General features: G+C 42.1%; 16 protein-coding genes and 1 other annotated feature. Of the genes, 13 read left to right on the top strand and 3 right to left on the bottom strand.

All coding sequences use genetic code 11. From position 1 onward, the window contains the following. Positions 1 to 18: 18 nt before the first annotated feature. The 6 genes from tatA to BLR82_RS01385 all read left to right on the top strand — a co-directional run bounded on the left by tatA (position 19) and on the right by BLR82_RS01385 (position 5175). Positions 19 to 243 carry a twin-arginine translocase TatA/TatE family subunit gene (gene tatA, locus BLR82_RS01410; protein ID WP_026570216.1) on the top strand — a complete coding sequence of 75 codons (225 nt, stop codon included), beginning with the start codon at positions 19 to 21 and terminating at the stop codon, positions 241 to 243. Between the two features lie 21 nt (positions 244 to 264). Then, a complete protein-coding gene (gene tatC, locus BLR82_RS01405) occupies positions 265 to 999 on the top strand; it encodes a twin-arginine translocase subunit TatC (RefSeq protein WP_245693622.1) in 735 nt (244 codons plus the stop codon). A gap of 54 nt (positions 1000 to 1053) precedes the next feature. Then, positions 1054 to 1425, top strand: a complete 372-nt coding sequence (locus tag BLR82_RS01400) for a c-type cytochrome (protein WP_074597230.1) — start codon at positions 1054 to 1056, stop codon at positions 1423 to 1425. 246 nt (positions 1426 to 1671) lie between these two features. Beyond that, a complete protein-coding gene (locus tag BLR82_RS01395; protein WP_139186901.1) occupies positions 1672 to 2868 on the top strand; it encodes an MFS transporter in 1197 nt (398 codons plus the stop codon). A 23-nt stretch (positions 2869 to 2891) separates the two neighbouring features. Further along, entirely contained in the window at positions 2892 to 3173 is a 282-nt protein-coding gene (locus BLR82_RS01390) for a hypothetical protein (RefSeq protein ID WP_074597228.1), read from the top strand. A gap of 58 nt (positions 3174 to 3231) precedes the next feature. After that, the gene (locus BLR82_RS01385) at positions 3232 to 5175 is read left to right on the top strand and encodes a tripartite tricarboxylate transporter permease (RefSeq protein ID WP_074597227.1); all 1944 of its coding nucleotides are present in this window, start codon (positions 3232 to 3234) and stop codon (positions 5173 to 5175) included. Between the two features lie 11 nt (positions 5176 to 5186). On the opposite strand, the gene BLR82_RS01380 is transcribed toward BLR82_RS01385, so the two are convergent. The 3 genes from BLR82_RS01380 to BLR82_RS01370 form a co-directional block, all read right to left on the bottom strand. After that, on the bottom strand, positions 5187 to 6152 hold the full coding sequence (locus BLR82_RS01380) for a tripartite tricarboxylate transporter substrate binding protein (RefSeq protein ID WP_083334670.1): 966 nt from the start codon (positions 6150 to 6152) through the stop codon (positions 5187 to 5189). Positions 6153 to 6796: 644 nt separating this feature from the next. Further along, positions 6797 to 7414, bottom strand: coding sequence for a YitT family protein (locus tag BLR82_RS01375; protein ID WP_074597226.1), 618 nt, complete (start codon positions 7412 to 7414; stop codon positions 6797 to 6799). A gap of 420 nt (positions 7415 to 7834) precedes the next feature. After that, positions 7835 to 8152, bottom strand: coding sequence for a DUF948 domain-containing protein (locus BLR82_RS01370; RefSeq protein ID WP_074597225.1), 318 nt, complete (start codon positions 8150 to 8152; stop codon positions 7835 to 7837). Positions 8153 to 8262: 110 nt separating this feature from the next. On the opposite strand from BLR82_RS01370, the gene uvsE reads away from it, so the two are divergent. The 7 genes from uvsE to BLR82_RS01340 all read left to right on the top strand — a co-directional run bounded on the left by uvsE (position 8263) and on the right by BLR82_RS01340 (position 15842). Next, on the top strand, positions 8263 to 9228 hold the full coding sequence (uvsE, locus tag BLR82_RS01365; protein WP_074597224.1) for a UV DNA damage repair endonuclease UvsE: 966 nt from the start codon (positions 8263 to 8265) through the stop codon (positions 9226 to 9228). Positions 9229 to 9318: 90 nt separating this feature from the next. Then, positions 9319 to 9477 (top strand): hypothetical protein, encoded by a 159-nt coding sequence (locus BLR82_RS20910; RefSeq protein WP_175486735.1) that lies wholly within the window; start codon positions 9319 to 9321, stop codon positions 9475 to 9477. Positions 9478 to 9523: 46 nt separating this feature from the next. Next, positions 9524 to 9738 (top strand) — a binding site (T-box leader). A 148-nt stretch (positions 9739 to 9886) separates the two neighbouring features. After that, entirely contained in the window at positions 9887 to 11008 is a 1122-nt protein-coding gene (proB, locus tag BLR82_RS01360; RefSeq protein WP_245693621.1) for a glutamate 5-kinase, read from the top strand. Then, positions 11001 to 12251, top strand: a complete 1251-nt coding sequence (locus BLR82_RS01355; protein WP_074597222.1) for a glutamate-5-semialdehyde dehydrogenase — start codon at positions 11001 to 11003, stop codon at positions 12249 to 12251. Before proB ends, BLR82_RS01355 begins: the two co-directional genes overlap by 8 nt. A gap of 133 nt (positions 12252 to 12384) precedes the next feature. After that, entirely contained in the window at positions 12385 to 13278 is an 894-nt protein-coding gene (locus tag BLR82_RS01350) for a gamma-glutamylcyclotransferase family protein (protein WP_074597221.1), read from the top strand. 149 nt (positions 13279 to 13427) lie between these two features. Further along, entirely contained in the window at positions 13428 to 15032 is a 1605-nt protein-coding gene (locus BLR82_RS01345; protein WP_074597220.1) for a fatty acyl-CoA synthetase, read from the top strand. Positions 15033 to 15068: 36 nt separating this feature from the next. Then, positions 15069 to 15842 carry an enoyl-CoA hydratase/isomerase family protein gene (locus BLR82_RS01340; RefSeq protein WP_074597219.1) on the top strand — a complete coding sequence of 258 codons (774 nt, stop codon included), beginning with the start codon at positions 15069 to 15071 and terminating at the stop codon, positions 15840 to 15842. The last annotated feature ends 88 nt before the right edge of the window (positions 15843 to 15930 follow it).

Raw genomic sequence — 15930 nt, 5'->3', positions numbered from 1 at the left:
CAAAAGGAGAGATAAACAATGGGTTTCACAAACATAGGAATCCCCGGATTAATTATTATTTTGGTTGTTACCTTGATTATTTTTGGACCGAAGAAGCTTCCTGAAATCGGTGCTGCTTTTGGACAGACATTATCAGAATTCAAGAAATCGGCAAGCCATCTGATGAGTGATAATGATGAATCAACTAACAGCAAAAAAACGGTTGATGCCCCTGAGGAAGAAAAAAAAGATTTACCATCTTAACGAATTAAGGGGAGAATGACCATGCAACAAGCGCAGGTTGAAGAACAGACGCTCGTAGAGCATATAACGGATTTACGAAAAGCAATCATCAACTCAGTCGTTTTTTTCGCTGTATGCTTTATTGTTATCCTGCTATCCATCAATCAAGTTATTCCAATTTTAACGGATCAGGAAAAGCTTGTTATGCTTGGACCACTTGATGTGGTCAGATTTTATACAGGAATTGCCGGGAGTCTTAGTCTCGGTTTTTCCGCTCCGTTTATCGGATACCAAATTTGGAAATTTATAAAGCCAGCTCTCACGGAAGAAGAGAGCAAAACAGCGATATCATTTATTCCAGGTATTTTTCTTAGTTTCGTGGCAGGTTTGGCTTTTGGCTTTTTTGTCATTTTTCCTACTGTTTTTGGGTTTTTGATGAATTTAGGAACTCAAAATTTTGATATGATGATTACAGCAAAAGAGTACTTTTCTTTTATGCTGATGACTTCGATTCCATTAGGATTTTTATTTGAAGTTCCGCTGGTATTGATGTTTCTGACTGCTGTTGGCCTGGTAACACCGGACAAGCTTGGGAAAGTACGGAAATACGGTTACCTGCTGATGGCAGTGGTTTCTGCACTGATCACTCCGCCAGATGTTATATCGCAAATAATCGTGTTAGGACCTTTGATTGCCCTTTATGAACTGGGTGTATTGTTGTCCAAAGTAATGTATAAGCGAAAGCTAAAAACAGAAGCAGAAAATGAAGCATCCTGATTATAGCTAAGTTACTTTAACTTATAAATGATATACAAGGAGGAAAAGGCTGACATGACAAAAAATAAAAAATTCTTACTAATGGCTTCTCTATTTGCATTAGCATTGCTGCTGGCAGCCTGCGGTGGCGGCGGTGGCGAAGACAGCTCCGGAGGTTCCGATTCCGGCGGTTCAGAAACAGCCGAATCCGGTGATCCTTCAAACGGTAAGACTGTGTTCGAAAATAACTGCTTATCTTGCCATGGTGAACAAGGTGAAGGAGCTAGCGGTCCGAACTTGCAGGAGTCTGAAGTAGCACAGGACCAAAGTCAAGTGGAAGATAAGGTGCGAAACGGGGGAAACGGTATGCCATCTTTTGAAGGTGACCTTTCCGATTCTGAAATTGCCGATGTGGCAGCATATATTTCACAGGAAGTCGCACAATAAGGAAAACATTGCAGCTTGCAAGGAAATCCAATATTTCCCTGCAAGCTTTTTTTGCATTGATGAGCAAGTGCTTATGCTTTTTGCGTTGGATTATACCAGGCTATGCCTGGTAATTTTTTTTACTCATAATACAGGCACGGACTCCCATAATAGAAGGCAAAGAATAAAAGGAGAGTGTCAAGCCCTGTGGCAACTAAATTACACAAAGGACCAGCTATATTAGCAATCAGTTCCATTCCACTGATTATGACACTTGGCAATTCGATGCTCATTCCCATATTGCCAAAGATGGAATCGGAATTGGATATCAACAGTTTTCAATCAAGTTTGACCATAACGATTTTTTCGATAGCTGCAGCTGTTTCCATTCCGGTCTTAGGATATTTGTCTGACCGTTTCACAAGGAAAAGTATCATTTTACCGGCATTGATGCTATATGGGCTCGGTGGTTTGCTTGCAGGAATGGCGAGCGCCTGGTTCGACAGCGCCTACATGTGGGTGCTCATTGGCAGAGCCTTACAGGGAATCGGCGCAGCTGGGACAGCTCCGATTGCTATGGCTTTGACAGGAGACTTATTCAAGGGGGCCGAACAGAGTAAGGTGTTGGGACTTGTAGAGGCATCTAACGGCTTTGGAAAGGTGCTCTCACCAATTGTCGGTTCCCTACTAGCATTACTTGTATGGTATGGCCCGTTCTTCGGCTTTCCTATATTTTGTCTTATATCGATTTTACTGCTGTTGTTTTTTGTGCGAGAAAAAAAGAAAAAGCAAAAACCGCCGACGCTTGGCAACTATTTAAAGGGGCTTTTTACCGTATTCAAGCATGAGGGACGCTGGTTATTTACCGCCTATTTGGCAGGGGCAACCGGGTTATTTACATTGTTTGGCCTGCTTTTTTATCTTTCTGATGTACTGGAAAGTAATTACAACATCAATGGTGTGCTTAAAGGGTGTGTACTAGCAATCCCACTTTTATTCTTGATGTCTACCTCTTTCACCACCGGTAGTAAAATAGGGAAAAATCACCGGATCATGAAATTGCTGATTGTTTTGGGACTATTGTTGATGACGGCCTCCTTTGCATCACTGGTATTTTTCACAAAACTCATTCCATTTATTGCCGTTCTGGTAGTCAGCAGTATCGGTACCGGTCTTGTTCTGCCGTGTCTAAACAGTCTTATCACAGGATCTGTCGGTAAGGCAAGAAGAGGGTTTGTTACATCTCTTTATGGTTCTGTTCGTTTTCTCGGCGTTGCTGCCGGCCCGCCGGTCTACGGTTGGCTGATGAGTTGGTCGAGAAACGGGATGTTTTTAACGACAGCTGGATTAACCTTACTGGTCGCCCTGTTGTGTCTACTGCTTATTCACGTGAAAAAGAAAAAAAAGGATGAAGACGGAACCGCACATACCTTATTCAAAAAGCTTCAATTAACGACGGAATGATTTAATTAAAGGAGGAGTTTGGTTTGCAACTATATTTTTCACCAGAATTTTTAAAAGAAGAGGCACAAGTCTTGAATATTGTGGATGACAGTGAAAAAGCTGTCGGATATCTGGCGTTTTTAATTGAGAGTGATAAAATGTATGTTTACGGTCAGTTGGAGCATGAAGGGGTTACAGAAGATTTTAAAGACTTGGTGAAACCATATTTACAAGGTCTCAGCAAATTAAAACCAGATTTAGAGGTATATTCGTATTTGACTATCGGTGGAAAAAAAGTCGATTTAGATGAGGAAAAGGACAGTTAGCACAAACTACTGACTGGGTGAATATCATATCCTATCTCGAACTGGGAGGATAGGATACATGGCTTTTATCGGAGAGATCTTCGAACTTCATCATCTTGTGTTCTTAGCTGCGGGTTTGTTGACCGGTATCATTGTTGGAGCATTACCAGGATTGACTCCGACGATGGGTGTCGCACTTACCATCCCCTTCACTTTTACACTAGGACCGACGGAAGGGTTAATTTTATTGGGAGGAATTTACTGCGGAAGTGTTTTTGGGGGCTCAATTCCCGCGATTTTGTTTAATGTTCCCGGAGCACCGGCTTCTGTTGCGACTACTTTTGATGGATATCCCATGGCACAAAAAGGACAAGGACGAAAAGCTCTTGAATTAACTACGATTTCTTCGGTAATCGGCGGATTATTTGGAATGATTTTGCTTGTCTTCTTTGCCCCGATTTTTGCTGATATTTCGTTACAGTTTGGTCCTGCTCAAACCTTTTGGGTTGCTGTATTTGGAATTACTGCAATTGCTGCCATATCAGATGGAACCGTCACCAAAAATTTGATTGGCGGTTGTATTGGAATCGGCCTTGCATTCGTTGGTATCCACACGGTAACCGGTGTTTCTAGATTCACTTTTGGGATAGACAGTTTTGTTGGGGGTTTTCATATTGTTGCAGTGTTAATTGGGTTATTTGCGTTTCCCCAGGCGTTCCGTCTAATAGAGAACCTTTCTTTACCTGACAAACGAGCGATATCACCCTTGCAGATGAAAGGATCAACTATTCGGCAGTCTTTTAAGGACGTATTACTCCGTCCCAAGTCAGTTCTGATCGGAAGTGGATTAGGATCATTTATCGGTATGATTCCAGGAGCGGGAGGAAACATCGCCAGTATCCTTGCTTATAATGAAGTGAAACGATTTTCCAAGAACAAAAGCAGGTTCGGGAAAGGCGAAAAAAAGGGAATCATCGCTTCAGAAAGCGCAAATAATGCCATGGTGGGCGGTTCCTTGATTCCATTGCTTACGTTAGGTATTCCTGGTTCGCCGACAGCAGCCATTTTTCTCGGAGGATTGTTGATCCACGGGATTTGGCCGGGAAGAAATTTGTTTGTCGAGCATGCTGATGTTGCTTATACCTTTTTGTTCAGTATGGTTGCAGCTCAGGTTTTGTTGTTATTTCTTGGTTTGGCATTGATTAAGTATATGACCAGTTTGTCCCTGATTCCTGCTTTTTTAATGGCACCTGTTATTTTGTCCTTTTCTATTATCGGCTCCTATACAACACAGAACAGTGTGTTTGATGTGTATACTGCTGTTGTTATTGGCTGTATGATGTTTTTCCTGCATAAATTTCAATTTTCCGCGGCCCCGATTGCGCTTGGTTTTATTTTAGGCAGCATAGCGGAAGAAGGTCTCCTAACTGGCATTCAAGTAGGCAATGCAGAAGGTGGAGCTTGGCACTATTTCTTTTCAGGGCCTTGGAATCTCGCGCTCGTCCTGTTAATTACCGGGACCATTGTTGCAGCCTTCTATCAAGGAATAAGCAACTACCGTAAAAAGAAAAGATCAGATGGGAAGGCCGGTACTGTACGACAGCTTCCACATCGAATCACCTGGATTTCGGCAGCGGTGATTTGTCTGCTAATGGTCGGCTTGTTGAACAATCTACAGTTTGAGCTTCGGCTTATGCCGCAGATCACGTTGATCATTCTATCATTTCTTGCCTTGCTAGAATCACTCCAAAAGAATAAAACCATGGTTATCGGGGCAACTATCCTACCAAAGAAAATTTTGCCGCTTATGCTGCTTATCTTGTTCATCCTTTTCTCTGTTCAGATAATCGGTTTTTATCTTCAAGTGCTGTTACTTATGTTGCTTATCCCGGGATTTGCAATCAAAAAAGGATGGCAAACCTTTTCCTATAAGCAATTGCTTGCAATTACGGTGTTTTTCACGGGTGTTCTTTACCTCATCTTTTCGTTGATCTTTCAGGTTCCTCTTCCCGCTCTAGGCTGAGTGACAGAGTATCAGTTGACCACATTTATCGATTCCAGCAGTTCTTTATAATTTTTGGATCGCTGTTCTATTTCTTTTTTCACTTGTTGCCGGTCCAAGATCAACGTGTCGGCACCGGCTTTTTCCATTTCCTTTAAAAAGTCTTGATCCTCCAACAGTTTCAGGAATGCCTTTTCCAGTTTCTTGATAATTTCTTCCGGAGTACCTTCTCTTGCGGCGATACCTCGATCCGTACTCATGATTATTTGCGGAAACCCAAGTTCTTTAAAGGTGGGGATGTCAGGAGCGAAGGGGTGCCTTTCCTCAGCAGCGATCGCAAGTGGCCTAACTTCACTTCCCAATCGGTATATATCAGACAGATTCCCTGCGAGTACGTCTGTGTGCCCGCCAAGCAGAGATGAGATCGCCTCGGAAGAACCTTTGAATGGAACATCCTCTACCTCGATTTCAGCTGTATTTTCCAGCAGCAGAATAGCGAGATGTTGACCGACGAACTTTCCTGCATTGCCGATTGTCATGGTACCTGGTGACTGCCTTGCTTCCCTTATTAAATCATCTAGCGTTTTGATCTGGCTATCACTGCGAACGGCAAAGACGGTAGGATCACCGCCCCAGTTAACGATAGGCTCGAAGGTTTCCAGATCATAGGATGTATCTCCTACCATAGGCTGGGTGATGATGTGAGGGAGGTTGTATGCAGAGAGTATATACCCATCGGGCTTAACCGAGGAAAAATAATTCCAGCCAACTTGCCCTCCGCCGCCAGGCTTGTTGACAATCACCATTTCCTGCCCCAGGTATTTTTTTGCATACTTGGCTATAATTCTTGCCTGCGTGTCGGTAGCGGCGCCGGGTGAATAGGCGACAACCAGCTGAATACTCTTGTCTGGGTACTTATCCACACTGCTATTACTATTGCATCCTGTAAGGAAAACGAGACCTATGAAGAAAACAATTAACCAGAAGATATTTTTCATGCAATACGCTCCTTTCAAGAAAGCATATGCATGGCAAAAATAGTTTAAAAATTGTCCTACCAGATAAACACGACCGTTTTTACTTTAGCGAAGCCTTTTATTTTTTATTCACTTCACAGTTGTCAGAAACAGCGACATAGTTTGAATGTGTCTTCCTGACTTCCTGCTTTTGTAGAATTTGAGGGCGCGCTGCGAAAATACCTTACGCTTTTCGCGAGGATCTGGCGAGCTTCCTCGAGCTAATGCTCTGCGGGATCTCACCAGATCCTTTTCTCCCGCTGGAGTCTCTTCCGGGTATTTCCTTTGCTAGAATAGCCTCTGTTTATATTAGAGTGTACGACACATTTTTTCTTGATTGACTTGGTACTACAAGACACGTCTTATCAAAAGACATAGCCAGGAAACAAGCAGAAAATCCAGGAGAGCGAGTAAAGACGGAATCCTCAACTGTTTTTTAGAAGAAAAGTACCTATTTCCTGACAAGCGTTTTTAAGATGTCTTGTTGGGAATCAAAGGAATGGGCTACGCTTACGATAATCTACATGCTTCTTAGCTAGCACACGCTCTTTTTGAATAGGCTGGCACTTCCTTACAGTAACTGTGCAGTCTATATTTTTTGTTTACAAGAAACTTTAGAAAAACCGCTACTTTTTTCTTTTGGCTGCCAATAATACTGGCAGAAAGGAAAGTTTGGTGGTAAATAGGAAATCGACCATTTTTGTGGATACCCATTGACAGATAATTGCCTGTATAACGATTCGCCAGTCGATAATTGACGCGGTCAATAGAAATACAGAACCGTTGAGAATCAGCAAGGGTTTACCTGGAGGGATGTTCCGGTATTTTGCAGTGATCAGGGCAATGACACCCATCCCGCCATTGGAAACCCCTTGCTTTAAAAGAATCCCGATACCGAAGCCGAGGATCAGGGACCCGAACAAAAGATCGAACCATGCGTTCCCACCGTGCAAGAAGACTGGGTTATCAAAAAATTGAACGGCAAGCGAAGTGACAGTGATCGCATACATCGTACCAAGGGCACTTGCATTTCCGAGCCAGTGAATTGCAGCCGCAAGCAATGAGAAATTAACGATCCATAACGCAACACTAAGAGGCAAACCGAACCAATAGTTAAACAATACGGCTATACCTCCAGCTCCTCCTGAGGGAATAAAGTGAGGAAATAAAAACACGGACATGGAATAACCTTGAATAGTCGCCCCCAGTGTGACCAATCCCAGCACTGTAGCTTTATGTGCCATGAGTTATGAAATCCTTTTCGGCTTGAAAGGGCTTAATCAAAAAACTTGTTCGTTCCGTTATAAAAAAAATGCACACTATCATTTCGGGGCTCCTCAATTCTTTTTTAAGGCTTGTCAACCTCATTCTATTTTCTTGTTGCTTTTTTTATGTTAGAAACTGAAGGAAGAAGAATCAGAGAAGATCAGAAGTATAAAAAAACCGAAGAGGTGGGGGTGCAACATAATCCACTTACAAAACAAACCCAGCGTAGAAACCACTTTAGCAACTAAGTTGATTAATAAAAGCAGAAATTCTACGGTCACCAAAAAGAAAACCGAACGAATTCGGATAATTGACTATCGAATCATCGATCGGTTTTTGTTTAGGGCGGTATACTTTTGTCCCTTTCATCAGCTTGGAGCGATATTGAACAAGTTTTATTAAAGATAGGTGGATTGTTTGAGATCACTGTTTTTAGAAAACAATTCCCGATACATACCCGGAATTTCCTTGGCAATCTGGATGGTATGCTGGACGTCGGATTTCGACTCTTGAATATGTTGTTGAATGGAAGACTGTTTTTCTGATAAAACGGAAGATTGCCGCTTCAATTCATCCATATCCTGTTGGACAGGGGCCATCGTTTGACTCATTTTACTCAACTCGGACTGAATCCCTTTTCTAGCCTGGTTTCCAATTACTACTCCTATAATCAAGGCGATCAATACGATAGCCAAGCTGATAAATACAATTACCAAATCAATCATCTCCTTTATTTTTCATCTACCCGGATAGACATCAGATAAACTGATTAAATAGGTGGAAGAATAAACATACTAACCATAAAAAAAGAACTGGGGGCTTAAAGATGACCATTTTCAGGCTTGGCTATGTGGCTATGAGCAAACAGGTGACAAACAGTTCTCCTTCTCAAACAATGACGTTTAAAACCTTCAGTCAACTTCGAGACCGTGAGGCAGCAAAGCGGAAACTCGAACGGATTGCAAAAAGTAACATTCACAACTGCCTGCGACTACTAAAGCATAACAAAGCGCTTGATATTTCCTTTTTTCGATTAAGTTCCCGGCTAATACCCCTAGCGACCCACGAGGAATTGGTTGATTGGGACTATTATCGGGAATTGGAAGAGGACCTTCAACAGCTTGGTGAGTATGCCACTGCAAACGAAATGCGGGTTGATTTTCATCCTGACCACTTTGTGGTTCTGAATTCTCCAAAGGAAGAAATTCTGAAAGTTTCTGTTAAAACATTGAGATACCACCATCGACTGTTAACAGGGATGAAAGTTCCTCCTAAACACAGATGTGTCCTGCATACGGGAGGGGTATATGGCGATAAGGAAAAAGCTCTTGAACGATTTATAGATAACTGGGGCAGAATGAATAAAGAACTACAGCAAATGATCCTGCTCGAGAATGATGATAAGACATTTACTATAAAAGATGTCCTATACCTTTCCGAAAAACTTGGAATTCCGGCTGTCTTTGATCTGCATCATCACTTGGCAAATCATCATGAGGCAGACTGGTTTTCTGATTGGCCAAGAATACTGGAAACATGGAAAACGTCTAGCCTGCCGGTGAAAATTCATTTCTCCAGTCCAAAAAATGAAAAGAATTTTCGCCATCACGCCGATTATGTGGATGCAAACATGGTTTTTAAGTTTGCGCAGCAGGTAAGCGGGACTACTGCCCAAGTAGACTGTATGATTGAAGCAAAACAAAAAGATAATGCCCTTATCCGGCTCGTTCAGGATTTGAAAAAATTTCCTCAAATACAATGGGTGAATCAAAGTACTTTTGTTGTGGAATAAACTTATATATTTTCTTCGGCTTCTGTTTTTTTTATACTTATATAGAAAGAGATAAGACTGAAAGACTAAACGGCAAAGGAGAAGAGAAAAATGGTATATGTGAAAATGAATGTGCAGACTGCTTACCATGGGGAATTACTCCGCGAGGGAAAAACCTATGAAATTGATGAGACAACTGCCGAGCGGTGGCAATCCAGCAACATTGCTAAAATTATTGACCAAAACCAGGAAAACCCGAAAACAAAATAAATGATTGACAATTCTGACAGTTTGCTTGATAATGATAAAAATACTTGAAAAAGCAATGAAAAAGACCAGTAGGTTGATCTTCAGTGGATAGAGAAAAGGAATCACCGGCTGAAAGTTTCTTACACTCGAACCAACCGAACCTATCTTTAGAGCTGTCGAAAGATCCATGACCGTTCTCTGCGTTAAAGAGGAAAGAGGGCACGCAATATGTGCGTGTCAACAAAGGTGGTAACGCGGAAATATACCCATTTCGTCCTTTACATGAAAAAACATGTAGGATGAGATGGGTTTTTACTTTTAATTAGAAGAAATATGTTCAAGCATCCCAATTAGATGCTGGTGCGGAGGGGGGTAAGCTCCTGTCCCTTTACAGAAGGGCTCGTTTCATATGCAAAGGAGGAATGAATACTTGAAAAAGAGAGTCGTTGTTAAGATAGGCAGCAGCTCGCTTGCCGAAACAAGCGGTGGTTTGAGTTTAAAAAAATTGAACAAGCATGTAGCTGCTTTAGCCCGTTTCATCCAAAGCGGACATCAAGTGATTTTGATTTCTTCAGGAGCCGTCGCCGCTGGGTTCCGAGCGCTGGGGTATGAAATGAGACCAGAAACAATCAAGGGGAAGCAGGCTGCCGCAGCAGTTGGTCAAGGAAAACTATTGCATGCTTACGAAGAAGCATTTTATCGATATGAACTGGTAACAGCCCAAATGTTAATGACAAGGGACGTATTTTCTGATATGTACCAATACTCTAACGCCTATCATACCCTCGAAGAATTATTGAAGCGTTCAGCCATACCAATTATTAACGAAAATGATTCAGTTGCAGTAGATGAACTTACCTTTGGGGATAACGATATGCTAGCGGCACTTGTGAGTGGACTGTTGAATGCCGATATGTTCGTACTCTTCACAGATATCGATGGGGTTTATAACGAATATCCGTCCGACAATACTGCTGCAGAAAAAGTTTCTTTTATACCGTATATAACTGAATCGCTACTGGAAAGGGTGAGTCATTCTTCTGGATCCAAATGGGGTACCGGAGGAATCAAGTCCAAGTTGATTGCTGCAAAGTTAGCCCTTGATCTTGGTGTACCTGTTTATATTGGAAAAAATTCAGGAGAGAAAACATTGGAAAAGGTGATAGCTGGAAAAGGAGAAGGGACCTATATAGGGAAAGAAGGATTGGCTAGCTGGAGAAAGTCTAAACAGTGGATTGGATTTCATTCTGTCATTTCAGGACGAATAACAATCGATAAAGGAGCAGAACTGGCGATTGTACATGACAACAAGAGTCTTTTGCCTGCAGGTGTCACTGGTTTATCGGGAAATTTCTCTCCGGGTAATGTAGTTGAAATCCTTAACCAGGATCATCAAATAATTGGAAAAGGGCAAGTTCATTACTCTTTTGTATCGCTCCAAAAAGTAATAGGTATGTCCAGCGTTCAAGCCATGACCAAAACAGGAAATAAACATCCGGAAGTAGTGCACCGAGACAAAATGGTAATAGTAAAGGAGGTTTCTCATGAGTGAGCTATTGCAAAAAGCATCTCTTGCCAAGCAGGCATCGCGGCCGCTCTCTAACTCAACAACGAAACAAAAAAATAATGCTTTGCAAAGCGTAGCAGATCAAATAAGCAAAGACATGGACTTGATTTTGGAAGCGAATCACGAGGATATGGCAGCCGCTCAAAAAAGAAAGTTGAACAAAGCCGTTTTAGACCGGATCATGTTGACAGAAGAACGGCTCCTGCAAATGGCTGATGCGGTAAGAAATCTGATTGATTTACCAGATCCAATTGGGCAGTCCCTTTCAGAGTGGCTAAGACCGAACGGATTGAAAGTTAAGCGCATTTCCGTACCGCTTGGTGTGGTCGGATTGATTTATGAAGCAAGACCGAATGTAACATTAGATGCAGCGTGTCTATGCTTGAAAACTGGAAATGCCATTTTGTTACGCGGTAGCTCCACTGCATCCGCTTCCAACCGGGCAATTGTAAAGTCGATTCATTCTGCTTTAGAGAAGACGGATCTTCCGCCTCAAGCGGTTCAACTAGTAGAGGACCAAAGACGTGAGACTGCCCTAAAAATGTTTCGACTTAACGAATATCTTGACGTATTAATACCTCGCGGAGGACGTAAATTGATCGACACAGTCGTCCAAGAGGCTTCTGTCCCGGTGCTTGAAACTGGTGCAGGTAATTGCCATCTATTCATTGATGCAACTGCAGATACCGAAATGGCTGTTTCCGTTGCCGTAAATGCAAAAACCGATCGTCCTTCTGTCTGTAATGCCATTGAGACGATCGTGGTCCACAGGGATTGGGCAGATGAACAGTTGAACCTGTTAATCCATGCCCTGCAACAAAAAGGAGTGGTAATCATAGGGGATAAGAAGGCGGTAGAACTAAGCACTTCTACCATAGAAGCAGCAACTGATTCAGATTGGTCTGAGGAATATTTGGATAATAGAGTAGCGTTGAAAATCGTTTCAAATACAAGAGAAGCAATTGAACATATCAATAAGTATGGTTCCAAACACAGCGAAGCTATCATTAGCGAATCCATTCCTAATGTTGAAGTTTTTTTTCAATCCATTGATGCTGCAGCTCTCTATCATAACGCATCGACACGGTTTACCGATGGTTTTGAATTCGGTTTTGGCGCAGAGATAGGGATAAGCACCCAAAAACTTCATGCAAGAGGTCCGATGGGCCTTATGGCTTTGACTTCTTATAAACACTTAATTTCTGGAGACGGACAAATAAAATGCTAAAATTAATAAAATAAACTGGAATAAATTAGCGCACCCTGTTGTAATAAATGTTTTACCTTGCTATAATAAACAGCCGAGCAATAATAATTACTAAATAATAATGATTTAAAATATAATTTCAGGGAGAGTCTTGATGTCTAACAATCATCTTGTTTTCGTTTATGGCACCTTGAGGGAAAATGAACCAAACTATAATTTACTGGAAAATGCCATCAGAGTTGCAAGTCAATGTTGGACTGGTGGTGTACTATATGATACTGGCAGCGGTTATCCTGTAATGGGAGTTAGCTCTCTTCACCGAGTGTACGGGGAGGTATATGAAGTAACCACTGATACACTACACCAATTAGACGAATTGGAAGGTTTTCGAGGAAGCACGGAGAAAAACCTTTGTGAAAGAGTATCTCAGACCATCTATAGCGATAGAGGAGCGATGGAAGCATCTGTTTATATCAACGGGGCTTTCCCGCTTGAACAGTTGGAAGAAGTAAAATTTGGAGATTGGAAATGCCATCGTTATTTAGAAGATGACTCGTTCCGTTATTTTGCATATGGCTCATGTATGGATTCGGAACGTTTTACTACTGCAGGTGTAGCAGAACACTTTACTAAAGTGATCGGTTGCGGAAAGGCTAATAACTTTTCGCTTGCCTTTACACGTGCTGCAGAAGATGGTGGCAGGGCAGATATTATCGAATCTGATGGATATGTAGAAGGCAAAGTATATGAATTGAATAAAGAGGCGTTAGAGTATTTGTTTGTCCGCGAGGGAGTTCAAGGCCAACTTTACCGTCCGGCGTTTGTTTCCGTTGATGTGGATGGAAAGGTACTGCAAAATGTATTAACTTTTATCGTAATTGATAAATCGACAGAAATCGCCCCGCCTATCCACTATGCAATTGAAATTCTGAGGGGCGCAAGTGGTGTTGTCAGTGATCAATATTATCATCAGATTGAAGAGGATTTGTTTCGTAAATTCCAGTTGAAAATCGATATACAGAAAGACTTGGAAGTTGCCAATTCCTAGAAATAAGCAGAAGCGAAGAGCTTCTGCTTATTTTATGAAATTTTCATGGAAGAAAAAAACAATATTGAAATTCTGAAAATTTAAATTATAATGAATGAAAAACCCTTTCATAACTTTAAGAATTGAAAAAAGGAGAAGGAGTGATAACAATGACCAAAGAGTTAAGTGAACCGGAATCCACTTTCAGCCTACTAGAACGTGTTCGGAGGAATACTTTGTCCGACTTATTGGTCCGTACTAGCAGTAGGTATCCGGATAAAACGGCTATTCAGTATCAAAATAAACGGTTGACCTATGAACAATTGGACAGCCTGGTCAACCGGACGGCACGTGGATTAAGGGAAGATGGAATAAAAAAAGGAACAATGTTTGCTGTTTTGTCCAACAACAGCCTCGATTTTGTGGTATTGAATTTTTCCTTGGCGAGAATAGGCGCCGTTATGGTTCCACTTAATTACATGCTCAATACAGAGGATGTACAGTATATATTGGAGCACGCCGGTATCGAAGGGTTCGCTGCTTCTGCCCAATACGCCGAACGGATGGATGAAGCCGCTGCACGTAATAAATCAAATGTATCGTGGCGATATTTGATGGATGCCGACATTACCTTGGAAACACGGCCAGATTGGAAGCCCTTAGCAGAATTGCGGGACGGTGAACAAACTTCCTTTGTAGAGGCGGATATTCAAGATGACGACCTTGCCCATGTTCTCTATACGAGCGGCACAGAATCAAAACCGAAAGGGGTTATGTTAACCCACAAAAGTTTGATAGCTGAATATGTAAGCAGCATCATAGAAGGGAAAATGGAAGCTGAAGACATCGCCATCCACGCATTGCCGTTCTATCATAGTGCACAGCTTCATGTTTTTTTGGGGCCTGGCGTCTACGTCGGTTCCACAGGAATCATCCTTCCACAGGCAAGTCCTGAAGCCATTCTGGAAGCGATAGAAACAGAGCGGGCCACTCAACTATTTTGTCCTCCTACGGTGTGGATAGCATTATTAAGGCATCCCGATTTCGAACGAAGAGATCTTTCCTCTTTGAAAAAATGTTATTATGGTGCCGCCATCATGCCAAGGGAAATACTTAAGGAACTCACAGAAAAGCTTCCGCAGGCAAGGTTCTGGAACTTTTATGGGCAAACTGAAGTTGCCCCGCTTGCCGCTGCCCTTCAGCCAGAAGACCAATTACGGAAACTGGGAGCTGCCGGGAAAGCTGTTTTGCATGTCGAGACAAAGATTGTGGATGATAACGATGAAGAGGTGCCAAGAAATCAAATCGGCGAAATTGTCCATCGTACTCCGCACGCTATGAAAGGTTACTTGCATGATCCGGAAAAAACTGCCGAAGCCTTTCGGGGAGGGTGGTTCCATAGCGGCGATCTAGGAGTCATGGACGAGGAAGGTTATATAACGATCATCGATCGAAAGAAAGACATGATTAATACAGGCGGTGTAAATGTTTCCAGCAGAGAGGTGGAAGAAACACTTTATGAATTGGAAGGAGTCTCTGAGGCTGCTGTGATCAGTATTCCAGACTCCTATTGGATAGAAGCAGTCACGGCAATTATTGTTCCGAAAAAGGGTAGCTCGATAACCCGGGAAGAAGTTTTGCAATTCTGTAAAGAGAAGCTTTCCACATATAAGGTACCAAAGTATATCGAGTTTGCCGATACATTACCGAAAAATCCTAGCGGGAAATTATTGAAGCGAACACTTCGGGAAACATACAAAAATATTGGAAGTTGAGAGCTGTATGTGATAATTTTTCATGGAGGGCAGTAAATGGAGAAACAAATTGAAACAAGTATAACAGATGGAATTGGCCATATATGCTTAAATAATCCCAAAAGAAGAAATTGTTTATCACAGGTTTTGATTGAACAATTGATTCAACAGCTATCGGAGTGGGAATCTGACGAAAGGGTGAAGATGATTGTCCTGTCAGGAAAAGGGAAATCCTTCTGTTCCGGTGGGGATATTCATGCCATGCAGGAGCTCGAGAGTCAGGCTGATATATCTGCTTATATGGAGGCCGCTTCCCGTCTGCCTAAAGTAATAATGGAACTGGACAAAATGGTTGTTGCTGCCGTTCATGGTCATGCAGCTGGAGCTGGATTCAGTCTTGCTCTTGCAGCAGATTTTATTGTGGCGGAGGTATCAGCTGTTTTTTCTATAAGTTTCCAGCAGATAGGATTGATACCCGACTTAGGATTGATGAAATTGTTAACGGAGAGAATTTCTGTACCATTGGCCAAGCAATGGATTCTCGAAGGAAAAGCGTGGACCGCACGAGAAGCGGACGATCTTGGAATAATCAATATTTTAACGGAGGATAATGCCAAAGAAGCTGCCCACTACTGGGCTGTTCAATTGGCTTCTGGACCATTGAGTACACATAAATACGTCAAATACATGTTGAATCATGTCTCAGCGGAAATGGGAGATTACCTGTTGAAAGAGTCGGAATTTCAACAGGCTTTGTTGCAGACAAAGGATCATAAAGAAGGTGTGCAAGCATTTCTGGAAAAAAGGAATCCGGTCTTTTCCGGGCAATAAAATTTTACCGGATGGATGAATCAATCATTCTTGCGCGCTTAGCGTTTTATCCAGACTTTTTATCAAAAGACGCTACTAAGCCTTCCAT

The sequence above is a fragment of the Sediminibacillus halophilus genome (assembly GCF_900103695.1).
GTDB lineage: Bacteria > Bacillota > Bacilli > Bacillales > Amphibacillaceae > Sediminibacillus > Sediminibacillus halophilus.
This window is presented reverse-complemented; position numbering and strand designations above follow the sequence as displayed.